Genomic DNA, 14985 nt, shown 5'->3' on the forward strand with positions numbered 1-14985 from the left:
GGGACCTCCTCGTCTCGGGTGTTCCGGAGACCGCATGGGCTTGAATCTGCCTCGGGAATCGTTTCCTGAACAGCGGCCATTAGACCAGCATTCCCCTGGGCCGTCAACACGGCGCAGGCCCGCCGGCGCCCTTTGGTAACAAGAGGGGTGTAAAGACGGGTCGAACTGACGGCACGGCGCATCGTCCCATCCCGCGTCATCTCCGCCTGGCCCGCGTCCTTGACACCAGAAAGCGATTTCTGTACGGTGCAGAAATCGCTTTCTAGTTCGTCCGCGAATGGGAGGCCCGCCGACCCAGCATCGGTGGATGACGACGGCGCTCTCCGCGCCGATCACGATCAAAGGAGATCCGCAGTGTCCCGTTCCTTCATCAGCCGCTCGAGAGTCCTCCTCGTCGGCCTCGCCGCGAGCGCTCTGCTCCTGGCCGGCTGCTCCGGCTCCGGTGACGACGCCGGAGCCAACCCGCAAGGCACGGAGCCCGTCACCCTCCGGTTGGTGTGGTGGGGCTCCGATGATCGAGCCGCCGTGACGAACGCCGCGGTCGACGCCTTCGAAGCCGAACACCCGAACATCACCGTCGAGACCGAGTCGTTGCCGTTCGACGGCTACTTCGACAAGCTCTCCACCCAGGTCGCGGCGAACGACGCTCCGGATGTGCAGCAGCTCACCAGCGACTTCGTGATCGAATACGGCTCGCGTGGAGCCCTCCTGGACCTGGCCGATGTCGACGTGACGAACGTCGACAAGGCGACGACCGAGGTCACCAACATCGATGGCGAGCAGCTGGGCGTGCCGACCGGCATCGCTTCGATCGCGATCGTCGCGAACCCGACTCTGTTCGCCGCAGCCGGTGTGGAGATGCCCGACGACAGCACATGGACGTGGAAGGACTACGAGGAGATCGCCGAGAAGATCTCGGCGAACAGCCCGGAAGGCACCTACGGCTCGCAGGCGCTGGGTACCGATTCCAATCAACTCGGTATCTGGGCCCGCCAGAACGGCGAACAGCTCTTCACCGAGGACGGCGAGTTCGGCGTCAGCACGAAGACCATCGCCTCCTTCTACGACCTCACCAAGCGGATGGTCGACGAGGGGGCGGCCCCCGGAGCCGACGAGGCGACCGAGCAGACGGGTCTCGGCCTGGAGCAGACCGGTACCGCTCTGAACCGCTATGCGATGGGATTCTGGGCGTCCAACCAGCTGACCTCGTTGGAGGTCGTGTCGAAGTCGGGGCTGAAGCTGCTCCGCTTCCCGAGCGTCGCCGGAGACGTCAAGAAGGCGGAACTGGCGTTCGGTGCCTCGCAGTACTGGTCCGCCGCATCGCGGACCGAGCACCCGGCCGAGGCGCAGATGCTCATCGACTACCTCACGAACTCGGAGGAGGCGGGCAAGCTCCTGCTCGTCGGCCGCGGTTCGCCCGTCAACAGCGAGGTCCGTGATGCGGTCGTCCCGCTGCTGAGCGAAGGCGACGCGCAGGTGGTCACCTTCATCAGCACACTCGCCCCCGATGTTGTGTCGACGCCGCTCTCGCCCCCCGGCTCGGCGTCATTCCAGGAGAACATGCGCCGCTACACATCCGAGGTGCTTTTCGGCAGGATGTCGACGACGGACGCGGCGAAGGGCCTGATCGACGAGACCACGGCTTCGCTGCAGTAGCGTCCGGCGACAGCGCGTCGGCCCGGAGGGTCGCCTCTCCGAGGCGGTCATCCGGGCCGACGCGCTGTGCCGTTCGCGCATCGACGCGCAGTTCAGCGACGGGCGGCCGCTGGCCGCACCCGTCACCAGCGAGGCAGCGCGAGGTCCAGTCCGGGCTGCACCCGGCGGAGGTAGGCGGTGTCGTTACGGTGCTCGCGGCCGAGCGCGAGGTAGTCGGCGTGCCGTTCGGCCAGTCGCGCTCCGTCGATCTCGACGCCCAGGCCCGGCTCGTCCGGCACCGGAACGGCGCCGTCGACGAAGCGCAGCGCGCCGGGCAGCACGATGTCGCTCGCCGCGTTCCACGGGTAATGGGTGTCGCACGCGTACGCGAGGTTGGGGGTGGCCGCCGCGGCGTGCGTCATCGCGGCGAGGCTGATCCCGAGGTGCGAGTTCGAGTGCATCGAGAGCCCGAATCCCGCGGCGATGCAGACATCGCCCAGGGTGGTCGTTCCGCGCAGACCGCCCCAGTAGTGGTGGTCGGCGAGCACGATCTGGACGGAGCCGTGCTCGATCGCCGGACGGATCGTCTCCAGCGATACGACGACCATGTTGGTCGCGAGAGGTATGGAGGTGGACCGCGCGACGACCCCCATCGCTTCGAAGCCGCGCACCGGATCCTCTAGATACTCAAGAACGCCCTCCAATTCTCGGGCGACGCGCAGCGACGTCTTCAGAGTCCATGCCGTGTTCGGGTCGATACGCAACGGCACACCGGGGAAGGCGGTGTTCAGCGCGCGGATGGCGGCGACCTCCTCGTCCGGAGGGAAGACACCTCCCTTCAGCTTGAGCGATCCGAATCCGTAGAGGGAGATCATCCGTTCGGCTTGGCGCACGATCCCCGCAGGATCGAGAGCGGCTCCCCATTCGTCTGCGATCGCGGCGGCGGAACCGGTTGCTGGATGCTCGGCCCATTTGTAGAAGAGGTAGCCGCTGTAGGGAACGGCGGTTCGCACGCGCCCGCCCAGGAGATCGACGACCGGGACGCCGAGGAGGCGCCCCTGCGCATCGAGACACGCGACCTCCAGAGCGGAGTACACCCGACGCCGGTCGAAGAGGGCGGCGGGGAGGGGCGCTGCGCCCCGTGATTCGGCACTCGGCGACCCTTCGGCTCGCGGTCGATCGGCCCAGCGGCGCCAGGATGCGTTCGGGCTCGCATCGACGGACTCGTCCTCGCCGAGGAGGAGGCGGTCGACCAATGCGCGCAGACCGGCGGTGTCGAAGACACTGCGGCCCACGAGATATGCGCCCACCAGGTTCAGCCAATCGAGCTGGAAGGAATGCCCGGTGCACTCACCGAGACCGATGACCTCGCCACCGCGTCCGTCGTCGACGACGAGCTCCAGCACGGCTCTCAGGACGTGCGGCTCGTGCACGCCGTCGGAGTTGAGCAGTGGCGGATCCGCGAAGGCGATCGGTGTGACCCGGAGTTCCGAGATCGTCGCTCGAGAGCGGATCTTCAGGCCGACCACGGCGCTCAGAGCTCCCATACCGTCGGCCGGGCGATGCCGCCGACGGTGACCGTCGGCCATCCGGGATCAGCCGTCAGCACGCGGATCCCGTTTTCGGTCAGGAGGACCGTGTCCTCGACCTTCACGCCGGGTGCACTCGGATTCCAGGCGAAAGCCTGATCGAGGACGATGAGATCCGGCACGTCGGCGCTCGCTCGCGGATCGCGGCCGTTGTAGCCGCAAGGGCCGCCCTGATGGTGCCGGGTCCACTCGTCGGCGGCGAACCCGTGCCGGGAGTAGGCGGCGCAACCGGCCGCGAACACGTCGGCCAGCACGGAGCCTGCCCGGGTGGCAGCGAAGTAGTCGGCTTCGACGCTCAGGATGCGCTTCTGCGCGTCGAGCTCGGAGACGGACGCGGGCCCGAACCGCACCCAGCGGGTGAGGTTCGCGATCAAGCCGTCTCGGCGTGCGCAGAGCACGAACATCGCGAGGTCGCCGACGGGGGCGGAGGTGGGCAGCGGGTGCCGGAATCCCAAGCGGGATCTGCCGGCACCGAGCGCGACCAGGACGTCGGCGCCGACGTCCTGGACGGCGTGGGCGAGGCGTGCGGTGACCGATCGCTCGCTGTGCTCCGGGCGCACGTCGGCGAGAACCTTGGTCATGAGAGCGGCGGAGTCTCGGCAGAGGCGGCTGTAGCGCTCGATCTCGTCCGGCACCAGCGCGGCGCGGGCGGCACGCAGCGCGGCGAGGATGTCCTGCTCGTGCAGGACTCCTGCCGCGCCTGCCCGGCGGTGCGGCGGCAGGAGCGAGTGGTCCCACCGGACGAGTGCCGTCTCGACGCCGGGAGGCAGTTCCTCCTGCTGCAGCCGGTCGACCTCGTTCGCGAAGACGAACACGGTCTCCTCATCGGCCGTGACGACCACTGCAACCACCGGATCTCCGGCGAGGGAGACCTGGACGCGCGCGCCGGCGAGAAGCCAGCCCACCGCCCCGGGGCTGGTCAGAGCGATGGCCTCGGCCTCACGATCGGCCAGGATGCGCCGCACGGCCACGAGTTTCGCGGCATGTTCGGCCCCTGCTCGCGAACGCAGTGCGGCGGATTCTCTCGGGGGCGCCGTCGGCGGTAGGGCAAGGGGCGGGGTGATCGGCGCGGTCATGGTCATCGTGGTCTCCCTCATCCCTCGCAGCCGACCGGGTGCAGATCGTACCCAACGAGGAAACGTTTTCTCAGATACGATACCCGTGCGCGCCAGCCACCGTCAACGGCGCCGACGCGTACCACTCCGGGAGGACGACGATGACCGAGCAGTTCGAGGGCGGCGGCGGAGCAGCCGAAGCCGCACGGGGGACCTATACGAATCCGCTGTTGAACGAGGACTGGCCAGACCCGGACGGGATCCGAGTAGGAGCGGATTACTACCTGGTGACGTCGAGTTTCTCCACCGCCCCCGGGCTGCCCGTCCTGCACTCGCGCGACCTCGTGAACTGGCGCCTGCTCGCTCGCGCGCTGCCGACAATCGAGCCCGCCGAGCACTTCGCGCTGCCGCGGCACGGCGCGGGGGTCTGGGCGCCGGCGATTCGCCACCGTGACGGAGTCTTCTTCCTCTTCGTACCGGATCCCGACCGCGGCATCCTCGTCACCACCGCCACGGACCCGGCGGGGCCGTGGTCGGCACCGCACACCCTGCTTCCCGGTCTCGGTGTCATCGACCCCTGCCCGCTCTGGACCGATGACGGGCGGGCGTGGATGGTGTTCGGCTGGGCGCGCAGCCGGAGCGGTGTGGCGAATCGCCTGAGCGTCGTCGAGATCAGTCCGGATGCGCGGCGCGTGCTCAGCGCTCCCGTGACGGTCATCGACGCCGATCGACTTCCGGGGTACTCGACGCTCGAGGGCCCCAAGCTCTACTGGCGCGACGGCTGGTTCTGGATCTTCGCGCCGGCGGGCGGAGTGACGGACGGGTGGCAGTCCGTGTTCCGCTCGCGCTCGATCCTGGGGCCGTACGAGGGCCGCATCGTGCTGCAGCAGGGCGACACCGCGGTCAACGGGCCGCATCAGGGTGCCTGGGTGACGACGCCGGAGGGGGAGGACTGGTTCCTGCACTTCCAGGATCGCGGCGTCTTCGGCCGTGTGCTGCATTTGCAGCCGATGCGGTGGAACGACGCGGGTTGGCCGGTCATGGGCATCGACGGCGAGCCGGTGCTGGAGCATCCGTTGCCCGCCGGTGCGGTCGGTGCGGTGCCCTCCTCCCCGGCGCGCTCCGACGACTGGAGCGGCACCGCGCTCGGCCTGCAGTGGCGCTGGCAGGCGAACCGACCGGAGGACGCGGCGGAGTTGCGCGGCGACGGCTTCCTGCGGATGCAGGTGACGACAAGCGATCTCGGGTCGCTGCGCGCCGTTCCGAGTGTGCTCGGCCAGCAGCTGCCCGGGGTCTCGTCGGTGTTCAGCACGTCGGTGCGGCTCGACGGCGCCGCAGCCGACGGTGCGGTGCGGGCCGGCCTGGTGCTGCTCGGACGCAGCTATGCCTGGATCGGCCTCGTTCGAACCTTCAGCGGGACGACGCTGCGCGTCGGCACCGCGGCGGATCCTTCGACGGGTTCCGGTTCCGTCGACGAACGCACCGTCGATCTCGGCCCCACAGAGCCGGAGGAGACCGTCGAGCTGCGTATCCGCACGACGGTCGCGGACCGATTCTGCTCGGAAGCCGTCGCCGGACTGGACTACCGTCGCGGGGGAGGCGAGTGGGTGAGCGCACTCGAGGGGTTCGAGGTGACGGCCGGGCACTGGGTCGGAGCCGAGCTCGGACTGTTCGCGTGCGCGACTGCGGGCACGCCCGCGCTCACGGGCGCCGTGTTCGGGCGGGTCACTGTGGAACCGGACCGGTGCTCCCACGGATCTCCAGCCGCGGCCGGAAGTTGATGTTGTGATCGGGCGTCTCGCCTTCCAATAACGCATGCAGGCGTTTCCAAGCGAGTTCGCCGAGCTCGACCACCGGGACGGAGGCCGTCGTCAGCGGCGGAGTCGTGTACCGCGCGAACGGGATGTCGTCGAAGCCCGTCACAGAGACCTGTTGCGGCACGGCGATCCCGCGTTCATGCAGGCCCGAGAGCAGGCCCATCGCGACGAGGTCATTGAATCCGAGCACACCGGTCGCCTCCGACGCGAGGACGGCGTCGGCTTTCGAATGGCCGTGCTCGAAGGTCACTCCGCAGGGGATGGTCACGATCTCGGCATCCGTTCGCAGCGCCGCGAACGCTGCGAGGCCATCGGCGCGCGATCGATTGGAGGCCGACTCGGGGTTGCCTTCGAGATAGGCGATGCGCCGATGGCCGAGGCCGTAGAGGTGCTCGGCGAGCGGCCGGATCCCGGCCTCGTAGTCGGCGGTGACGATGGGCACCACGACGGCCGGACTGTCGCGGTTGATCAGCACCACGGGGGCCAACTCCTCGGTCAGTGCGATGAGTTGCGCCTCCGGCATGCGCGGGGCGCACAGCACGAGGGCGTCGCACCGCCGCCGCACTTCCACCGCGAGGATGGACTCCTCGCTCGCGGTCTCGATCGAGTCGGCGACCAGCACCCGGTAGCCGTCCTTCGCTGCGGCCCAGCTGACGCCGCGCATGATGCTCTGAAAGGTCGGGTTCGCCAGATCGGGGACCAGCACCGCGACGGTCATCGTCCGCCCGAGCACCAGCGACCGCGCCAGCGGGCTGGGCGAATAATCGAGTTCCCGTGCGGAGGCTTTCACCCTGGTCGCGATGTCCCTATCCACCGTGACGTTGCCGTTCATCACGCGCGACACGGTCGAGGGGGAGACGCCCGCGTGCTTCGCTACCGCATTGATGGTGGCGGACTTGGTGCGTGCTGCGCGGGCCATGGTGCGACTCCTGGGATTCCGGGAGGGCGACCCGCCATCGGGAAACCCTTTCACAGGAGGCTACCGCGACCCGGTCCACGCGGCGCCGCATTGCCCGAAAGGCGCTTCGGACTTGTTTGACGGGCCCTCCTATTCCTGGTCTAATGGCTTCACGCTGTGTCGGGAATCGATTTCTCAGCCTGCAGGTCCTTCAGGTCCGCGGGGCGCGGCCGGCCCGACGGATGACGCCGTCGGGGGCCGGCGCGGCGGACGGACTTCTCGGAGGGACTCAATGACGAAGACTCGTTACGGCATCATCGGCGCCGGGATGCGCTCCCGCATGTACGTGGGCGCCATCACGGGAGAGCACTCCGATGTCGCCGAACTCGTCGCGCTGTGCGACGTGAACGACGGCCGCATGGCGTTCCACGCGGATGCCGTCGTGGCGGCGGGTGCGCCGCGCCCCGCGTTCTATCATCCGGACGCGGTTGCAGAAATGATCCGCGAGTCGCGCATCGACCGCGTCATCATCGCCTCACCCGACTACACGCACGCGGAGATGGTTGTCCGCGCGCAGGCCGCGGGCGCGGACGTCGTGGTCGAGAAGCCGCTCACGATCGACGCCGAGGGCACCCGGGCGATCATCGCCTCCAGCGAAGGGACGGGCAAGTCGGTCGTCGTCACCTTCAACTACCGGTACTCGCCGCGCAACACTGCGCTGAAGAAGCTGATCCACTCCGGCGAGATCGGCACCGTCACCTCCGTGCACTTCGAATGGGTGCTCGACACGAACCACGGTGCCGACTACTTCCGCCGCTGGCACCGCGACAAGGCCAGCTCCGGGGGACTTCTGATTCACAAGGCGTCCCACCATTTCGACCTCGTCAACTGGTGGATCGACGATGTGCCGTCGCGAGTGTTCGCGTCCGGGGGCCTGCGCTTCTACGGGCGCGACAACGCCGTCGCCCGCGGCCTCGGCGAACGACCCGAGCGCGGTACGGTGGACGGCTTCGAGCGGGATCCGTTCCTGCTCGATCTGCGAAGCGACGAGACGCTGGCGGCGCTCTATCTCGAGAACGAGCACCTCGACGGCTACCGCCGCGACAAGGACGTCTTCGACGCGGGTATCACGATCGAGGACAATCTCGCGCTCGTCGTCGACTACTCCGGCGGCCCGACGATGTCGTACTCGCTGAACGCCCACGCCCCGTGGGAGGGCTACACGGTCGTCGTCAACGGCACGCTGGGGCGAGCCGAGCTGACCGTCGTCGAGCGGGGCTCCGTGCTCGCGCACGACACGATCGATCCGAGCGCCTCTCCTGAGAACGGCCAGGCGGCGAGCATCCGCCCGCCGAGCGAACGCCTCATCGTGCAGCGGCACTGGGAGACGGCGCGCGAGGTCATCATCGAGGGCGACGGCGATTCGGCGCACGGCGGCGGCGACGTCATCCTGCTCCGCGACGTCTTCCTCGGCCCGGACGACGACGAGCTCAAGCGTCCGGCCGGATATCTCGACGGGGTGCGCTCCGTTGCCGTGGGAATTGCGGGAAATCGTTCCCTCGATACCGGGCAGGCCGTGCTCGTCCGCGATCTCGACCTCGGTACCGACCTGGTCGGCACTGCGCCCCCCTCGGGAGGCGCAGAGTGAGCCGCATCATCGTCACTGGCGGCTCAGGGAGACTCGGCCGCAGCGTGGTGATCGGTCTCGCGCAGGCGGGGCACGAGGTGATCTCGATCGATCGCGAGAGCATCGACGGACTGCCGGCCGAGCAACGGGTGCTCGACCTCACGGACACGGCCGCCACTCGCGACGCCTTGGTCGCCGCGCAACCGGATGCCGTGGTGCACCTCGCCGCGATCGCCGTTCCATTCAGCGCGCCCGAGGATGTGATCCTCCGTACCAACACGGCCCTGACCTGGAACGTCGTCGACGGTGCCGTCGCCGCGGGCGCCTCGCGAGTCCTGGCCGCATCCTCGCCCACCGTGATCGGGTACGGCTCGCCGCAGGGCTGGCTCCCCGAGTATCTGCCGATCGACGAGGAGCACCCGCGCGCTCCCTGGAACGCCTACGCGCTCTCGAAACTGGTGATCGAGGAGGTGATCGCCATGGCGGTCGCCCGAGAGGGGGATGCCGTGCGTTTCGGTGCCTTCCGCCCGTGCTTCGTGATCGCTCCGGAGGAATGGCACGGTGCGCCGACGCAGCAAGGACACACCTTGCACGAGCGCCTGGACCAGCCGGAGTACGCCGCGGTCTCTCTGTTCAACTACGTCGACGCCCGCGATGCCGCGGACTTCGTGCTCACATGGATCGAGCGCGCCGAACACGCTCCGAACGGGTCGGTGTTCTTCGTCGGGGCAGCCGACGCCTTCGCCCGGGAATCGCTCGACCAGCTCGTACCTCGCTATCTCGACGGCGCGTCGGACCTCGCCGCGCCCCTCGTGGGTACGAGTCCCGCGTTCAGCTCGGCGAAGGCGGAGCGCCTCCTCGGATGGCGGGCTAAGCGCAGCTGGCGCAGCGAACTGATCGATCCACGCACGGATTCGGCGCCGCCGGCGGGCTCCGCATCCCGCTCCCCGCTGTCCGTACCCACTGGAGGATCCGCACGATCATGACCACTCTCACTCTCGACTTCGACGGCGTGCTCTTCTTCCCCGTCACCCCGTTCACCCCGTCCGGAAGCGTCGACACGGCGCTGCTCGGCGAGCACGTCGCGTCCCGTCTGCCCTATCTGCCGGGTGGGGTGTTCCCCGCCTGCGGGACGGGCGAGTTCCACGCTCTCTCCACGTCGGAGGTGCGCACGGTCGTGGCAGCGACGGTCGAGGCGGTCGCCGCGGCGGGCGGCGCCGTGCCCGTGGTCGCCGGTACCGGCGGGTCGCTGGGCAACGCGATCGAAATCGCCCGTGATGCCGCGGAGGTGGGGGCCGACGCATTGCTCGTGCTGCCGCCCTATCTCGTCTCGGGAACCGGCGACGGCTTGGTGGCGTACGTGGAGGCGATCGCTTCCGCCTCACCGCTGCCCGTCATCTTGTACCACCGAGGCACCGCCGCCTATACGGCCGAGACGGTGACCCGCCTCGCTGCGAATCCGAAGGTGGTCGGCTTCAAAGACGGCACGGGCGATGTCGGCCGCGCTCAGGAGATCGTGCTGGCCGTCGCGGCGACCGGTCGCACCGACTTCCAATTCTTCAACGGGCTCCTCACCGCGGAGCTGACCCAGGGTGCGTACCGAGGGCTGGGTCTGCCGCTCTACTCCTCCGCCGCCTTCGCGATGGCACCGGAGATTGCCGTCGCCCATTACGATGCGTACACGTCGGGTGACGACGTGCGGAGAATGCAGCTCCTCGATGCCTTCTACCGTCCTCTCGTCCGTCTGCGCGATCAAGTTCCGGGCTTCGGCGTCTCCCTGATCAAGGCCGGCCTGCGACTGCGCGGCCTTCCGGTGGGCTCGGTTCGGGCGCCACTGGTCGACCCGAATCCGGAGCAGCTGGCGGAATTGGCACGTGTACTGGACGCCGGCTTCGAGAACGTCGGTGCACCGGTGCTCGCCGCCTCGGCCGCATGATGGAATCGGTCCCCGTTCCGACGATCGCGCGGCTGGATGCGCGGCTGCGCTCCGTGCCGCTGCGGCGTCCGTGGGGCGAAGACGTCACCGAGACGCACGTAGTCGAGACGACGATCACCGCGTCGGACGGCAGCACCGGCACGGGATTCTCGTGGACCCCGACCATCGGTCCGCGCGCTCTGCTCGCGCTGATCGAAGACGATGTCCGTTCCTTCGTGCTCGACCGGCCGGTGAGCGTCGCCCCGATGTGGGATGCGCTCTGGGCCCGTTTGCACGAAGCGGGCTCCGGCGGCCTCACGACGATCGCCATGGCCGGCGTCGACCTCGCGCTGTGGGACAGGGAGGCACGCGCCGCCGGACTCCCGATGGTCGAGCATCTCGGCCGGCGCAGGGACAGCGTGGCGGCGTACGGCAGTGGAGTGAATCTGCACTACACGCTCGAGGAGCTGGTCGCTCAGGTGCGTCGCTGGGTCGCATCCGGGTTCGGCGCGGTCAAGGTGAAGGTCGGCAAGCCGGACGTGCAGGAGGACGTCGATCGGCTGGCCGCCGTGCGCGAGGTGCTCGGCCCGAGTCGCCGGCTGATGATCGACGCGAATCAGCGCTGGGACCTCCCGACCGCGCGTCGCGCCGTCGCCGCACTAGCGCCGTTCGGACTCGACTGGATCGAGGAACCTCTGCGCGCGGATGACACGTGGGCCTACGCCCAGCTGCGCGCGTCGATCGACGTCCCGGTCGCTTTAGGTGAGAACGCGCACACGCTGTACCGCTTCCGTGATCTGATCGAGGCCGGCGCGTGCGACATCGTCCAACCCAACATCGTCCGCGTCGGCGGCATCACCCCGTTCCTGCGCATCGCCGAGCTGGCGCGCGTGCACGGAGTCGCTATCGCGCCGCACCTGCTCCCCGAGCTCTCCGGACAGTTGGCGCTCACCCTGCCCGCGGAGTGCTGGGTGGAGGACGTGGAGGACGCGTCGTTCGAGAGCCTCGGCCTGCTCCGCCGTCCGACGGGCGTCACTGTGGCCGGCGGGCGACTGACGGCGCGGACGGCGTCCGGCCTCGGCTTCGCCTTCGCCTAGACGCTCGGCCCGAAGCAGTCCTCGACCCCTCCTTCAGATCCGGAAACGAGAGAAACCCGAGATGAGTATCCTGACGAGCACCGAAACCACCCGCGAGCAGCTCGACATCGTCATGCAGCGCGCCGACCACGCGGCCGCTGCCGCACTCCGGGCGACGGAGGAGGAGCGTGCTCTCTGGCTCGAGGCCGTCGCGACCGCCTTGGACTCGCGCTCCGACGATCTCGTCGCGATCGCCGACGCGGAGACGCACCTCGGCAGTCCGCGGCTCCCCGGCGAGCTCGCTCGCACCACTGCGCAGTTGCGCCTCTTCGCCGCCGTGATCCGCGAAGGCTCCTACCTCGAGGCCACGATCGATCACGCCGACCCCGCGAACACGCCGCCGAACGGCGACATGCGTCGACTCCTGGTGCCGCTCGGACCGGTCGCCGTCTTCGCCGCGTCGAACTTCCCGTTCGCATTCTCGGTCGCCGGTGGCGACACCGCGTCGGCGCTCGCTGCGGGGAACCCGGTCGTCGTGAAGGCGCACCCCGGGCACCCGGAGACGTCGACGTTGACGGCCGAGATCGTCATGGCAGCACTCGTCGCGGCGGGAGCGCCGGACGGCCTCTTCGCCCTCGTCTCCGGACACGAGGCGGGGATCGCGCTCGTCGAGCATCCGTTGATCACCGCGGTCGGATTCACTGGTTCGGTCAGCGGTGGACGTGCACTCTTCGACAGGGCGGTGTCTCGTCTGGTGCCCATCCCCTTCTACGGCGAGCTGGGCAGCCTCAATCCGGTCGTCATCACGGCGGCGGCGGCGGCGGCGCGTGGAGCGGAGCTCGCGGCGGGCCTCGCGGGGTCCTTCACTATGGGAGCGGGCCAATTCTGCACCAAGCCGGGCCTCGTATTCGTCCCCTCCGGTTCAGACTTCGCCGCCGCGCTCGCACCGGAGATCCCGACCCGACGCGGCGCGGTCCTGCTCACCGAATCCATCCGCGCTTCCTTCCCACGCGGGCTCGCCGCGCTCTCCGCCGAGCCCGGTGTCTCCGTCGTCGCGGGCGACCCGGAGCAGGGCGCCGACGGCGCGACGGCCGTCGCGCTCCGCACGGATGTCGCCACGCTGCTGAAACGACCCGACGTACTGCTGGAGGAGTGCTTCGGACCGGTCACGGTGCTGGTGGAGTACGCCTCCGAAGCCGAGCTGCTCGCGACGCTCGCCGTGGTGCCGGGCTCTCTCACCGCGACCGTCCACGCCGAGCCGGAAGAACCCCTCGGCGACCTGGTAGACGCGTTGCGGTCGAAGGCGGGGCGTCTGCTCTTCGGCGGCTGGCCGACGGGAGTCGCGGTGACGTGGTCACAGCAGCACGGCGGGCCGTACCCGGCCAGCACCTCCGTGTTCACCTCGGTCGGGGCGACTGCCATACGACGGTTTCTCCGTCCCGTCACCTACCAGACGGCACCCGCGGCTGTGCTGCCCGCCGCCCTGCGCGATGGCAATCCGCTGGGCATCGTGCGCCGCGTTGACGGGGTGCTGGGCGTGCACTGACGATCCGCTCCATCCGTCCCGCAGATACGACGAATCCGATGACGAGCCGGGAGCACGAGGGCAGCACATGCGCGACATCCGATTCCAGGGGGACCGCCCCGTGGCGACGCTGCGGCGGCTCCTCGCACCGTCCGGCGGCCGGCTGGCCGGTGCGGCGGTGGCCTTCATCTTCAAGGACAGTCCGTTGTGGCTGCTGCCGGTGCTGACCTCGAACATCATCGACACGGTCGTGCAGGGGCGCGACGTCTCGCACCTCTGGGGCACCGCGGCGATCGCGGGAGTGCTGCTGCTGCAGAACCTCCCGAGCCAGCTGGTGTTCACGACGCTGTTCAGCGGGGTGTACCGCGGCTTGGGTGCACGTCTGCGCAATACCCTGGCGGCTCGCCTGCAGAGCCTGTCGATCGGTTTCCACGCCCGCTCCAGCTCCTCCGTCATTCAGACGAAGGTCGTCCGGGACGTCGAGAACCTCGAACTCATGCTTCAGCAGTCCTTCCCGCCGGCCGCCTCCGCGATCTGCGTGCTCATGGGAGCGCTGACGATGACGGCGATCAGCGTGCCCGCATTCGTACCGATCTTCTTGCTCACCGTGCCGCTCTCCGTCACGCTCGTGGTGCTGGTCCGGAAGAGGTCGAGGCGGCGCAACGAGCAGTTCAGGCGTCAGGTGGAGCAGTTCTCAGCTCGGGTCGGAGAGATGGCGACGCTGCTGCCGATCACACGAGCTCACGGGCTCGAGCGGGTGGCGACGACGCGCGTGAACGACGTCGCCGAGACGGTACGGCACGCCGGCTCCTCGCTCGACCGCGTCAACAGCGGGTTCGGCGCGGTGTCGTGGGTCTCGTTCCAGATCCTCGGCGTCGGCTGCCTGGTCGCTGCGTCCTGGGCGTCGTTGACCGCGACCCTGCCCATCACACCCGGGCAGGTGGTGCTGTTGAGCACCTACTTCACACTGCTCACGAGCGCGGTGGTCTCGTTGCTCGGCCTCACCCCGGTCATCACGCGGGGCCTCGAGTCGATCCGCTCGATCGCCGAGGTGCTCGAGGATCCGGACATCGAACACAACCACGGCAAGGTCGAGGTCGACGCGGTGCGCGGAGCCATCACGCTCGAGGGGGTCGGCTACAGCTATCCCGACGACGAACGCACGGCCTTGGACGACATCGGAATCTCGATCGAGCCGGGGGAGACCGTCGCATTCGTCGGATCCTCCGGATCCGGCAAGTCGACCCTACTGAACCTCGTGCTCGGCTTCCTCCGGCCCACGCAGGGTCACATCCTGCTCGACGGTCGCGATATGGAGGAACTGGACCTGCGCACGGTTCGGCGCTTCGTCTCAGTCGTTCCGCAGGAGTCGGTGCTGTTCGAGGGTTCGATCCGAGACAACATCGTCTACGGACTCGACGGAGTGGGCGATGACCGGGTGCTGGCCGCCCTGCGCGACGCCAACGCTCTCGGCATCGTCGAAGAGATGCCCGCGGGCCTGGACACTATGGTCGGCGAACGTGGTGCCCGCCTGTCGGGCGGGCAGCGCCAGCGCTTCGCCATCGCACGGGCGCTCGTGCGCAACCCGCGCATCCTGCTGCTGGACGAGGCGACCTCGGCGCTCGACAGCACGTCGGAGAGCCTGGTCAAGGAGGCGCTCGAGAGGTTGATGGCGGGGCGCACGACTCTGGTGGTCGCTCACCGGCTCTCGACGGTGCGCTCGGCCGACCGCATCGTCGTTCTCGACCACGGGCGCATCGTCGAGGTCGGATCGCACGACGAACTCCTGCGCGTCGACGGCGCGTACGCGCGGCTTCATCGCGCGCAGATCTCGTGACAGCTCCTCGG

General features: G+C 69.0%; 11 protein-coding genes. 8 read left to right on the forward strand and 3 right to left on the reverse strand.

Features of this window, described 5'->3' with window-relative positions:
* Positions 1-219 precede the first annotated feature (219 nt).
* A complete protein-coding gene (locus EDF45_RS12295) occupies positions 220-1656 on the forward strand; it encodes an ABC transporter substrate-binding protein (protein ID WP_185020169.1) in 1437 nt (478 codons plus the stop codon).
* Positions 1657-1778: 122 nt separating this feature from the next.
* Here the strand turns inward: EDF45_RS12295 and EDF45_RS12300 are convergent, their stop codons facing one another.
* Positions 1779-3224, reverse strand: a complete 1446-nt coding sequence (locus EDF45_RS12300; protein WP_260312367.1) for an enolase C-terminal domain-like protein — start codon at positions 3222-3224, stop codon at positions 1779-1781.
* Complete coding sequence (locus EDF45_RS12305) at positions 3170-4189, reverse strand: Xaa-Pro peptidase family protein (RefSeq protein WP_260312187.1); 1020 nt, start codon at positions 4187-4189, stop codon at positions 3170-3172. The genes EDF45_RS12300 and EDF45_RS12305 overlap by 55 nt, the downstream gene beginning before the upstream one ends.
* 149 nt (positions 4190-4338) lie before the next feature.
* On the opposite strand from EDF45_RS12305, the gene EDF45_RS12310 reads away from it, so the two are divergent.
* Positions 4339-6060 carry a glycoside hydrolase 43 family protein gene (locus tag EDF45_RS12310; protein WP_221181122.1) on the forward strand — a complete coding sequence of 574 codons (1722 nt, stop codon included), beginning with the start codon at positions 4339-4341 and terminating at the stop codon, positions 6058-6060.
* On the opposite strand, the gene EDF45_RS12315 is transcribed toward EDF45_RS12310, so the two are convergent.
* Positions 6005-7015, reverse strand: a complete 1011-nt coding sequence (locus EDF45_RS12315; RefSeq protein ID WP_123736473.1) for a LacI family DNA-binding transcriptional regulator — start codon at positions 7013-7015, stop codon at positions 6005-6007. The genes EDF45_RS12310 and EDF45_RS12315 overlap by 56 nt on opposite strands.
* Before the next feature lie 271 nt (positions 7016-7286).
* Here EDF45_RS12315 and EDF45_RS12320 point away from each other — a divergent pair, with 271 nt between their 5' ends.
* From EDF45_RS12320 to EDF45_RS12345, 6 genes are all read left to right on the forward strand, one after another.
* A complete protein-coding gene (locus EDF45_RS12320) occupies positions 7287-8642 on the forward strand; it encodes a Gfo/Idh/MocA family protein (RefSeq protein WP_123736472.1) in 1356 nt (451 codons plus the stop codon).
* The gene (locus EDF45_RS12325) at positions 8639-9607 is read left to right on the forward strand and encodes an NAD(P)-dependent oxidoreductase (protein ID WP_123736471.1); all 969 of its coding nucleotides are present in this window, start codon (positions 8639-8641) and stop codon (positions 9605-9607) included. The genes EDF45_RS12320 and EDF45_RS12325 overlap by 4 nt, the downstream gene beginning before the upstream one ends.
* Positions 9604-10557: a 5-dehydro-4-deoxyglucarate dehydratase gene (locus EDF45_RS12330; RefSeq protein ID WP_123736470.1), complete on the forward strand. Its 954-nt coding sequence runs from the start codon at positions 9604-9606 to the stop codon at positions 10555-10557. The genes EDF45_RS12325 and EDF45_RS12330 overlap by 4 nt, the downstream gene beginning before the upstream one ends.
* On the forward strand, positions 10554-11633 hold the full coding sequence (locus EDF45_RS12335) for a mandelate racemase/muconate lactonizing enzyme family protein (protein ID WP_123736469.1): 1080 nt from the start codon (positions 10554-10556) through the stop codon (positions 11631-11633). The genes EDF45_RS12330 and EDF45_RS12335 overlap by 4 nt, the downstream gene beginning before the upstream one ends.
* 61 nt (positions 11634-11694) lie before the next feature.
* A complete protein-coding gene (locus EDF45_RS12340; RefSeq protein ID WP_123736468.1) occupies positions 11695-13158 on the forward strand; it encodes an aldehyde dehydrogenase (NADP(+)) in 1464 nt (487 codons plus the stop codon).
* Between the two features lie 67 nt (positions 13159-13225).
* Positions 13226-14974, forward strand: coding sequence for an ABC transporter ATP-binding protein (locus EDF45_RS12345; RefSeq protein ID WP_123736467.1), 1749 nt, complete (start codon positions 13226-13228; stop codon positions 14972-14974).
* Positions 14975-14985 lie beyond the last annotated feature (11 nt).

Origin of the sequence: Rathayibacter sp. PhB186 (assembly GCF_003751825.1) — a bacterium.
GTDB classification, from domain to species: Bacteria; Actinomycetota; Actinomycetes; order Actinomycetales; family Microbacteriaceae; genus Rathayibacter; species Rathayibacter festucae.

Excerpts from the sequence above, each read along its gene's own strand:
- EDF45_RS12315 (WP_123736473.1), bottom strand. The coding sequence starts at position 7,015 with ATGGCCCGCGCAGCACGCACCAAGTCCGCCACCATCAATGCGGTAGCG.
- EDF45_RS12345 (WP_123736467.1), top strand. The coding sequence starts at position 13,226 with ATGCGCGACATCCGATTCCAGGGGGACCGCCCCGTGGCGACGCTGCGG.
- EDF45_RS12340 (WP_123736468.1), top strand. The coding sequence starts at position 11,695 with ATGAGTATCCTGACGAGCACCGAAACCACCCGCGAGCAGCTCGACATC.
- EDF45_RS12335 (WP_123736469.1), top strand. The coding sequence starts at position 10,554 with ATGATGGAATCGGTCCCCGTTCCGACGATCGCGCGGCTGGATGCGCGG.
- EDF45_RS12320 (WP_123736472.1), top strand. The coding sequence starts at position 7,287 with ATGACGAAGACTCGTTACGGCATCATCGGCGCCGGGATGCGCTCCCGC.
- EDF45_RS12300 (WP_260312367.1), bottom strand. The coding sequence starts at position 3,224 with ATGGCCGACGGTCACCGTCGGCGGCATCGCCCGGCCGACGGTATGGGA.
- EDF45_RS12330 (WP_123736470.1), top strand. The coding sequence starts at position 9,604 with ATGACCACTCTCACTCTCGACTTCGACGGCGTGCTCTTCTTCCCCGTC.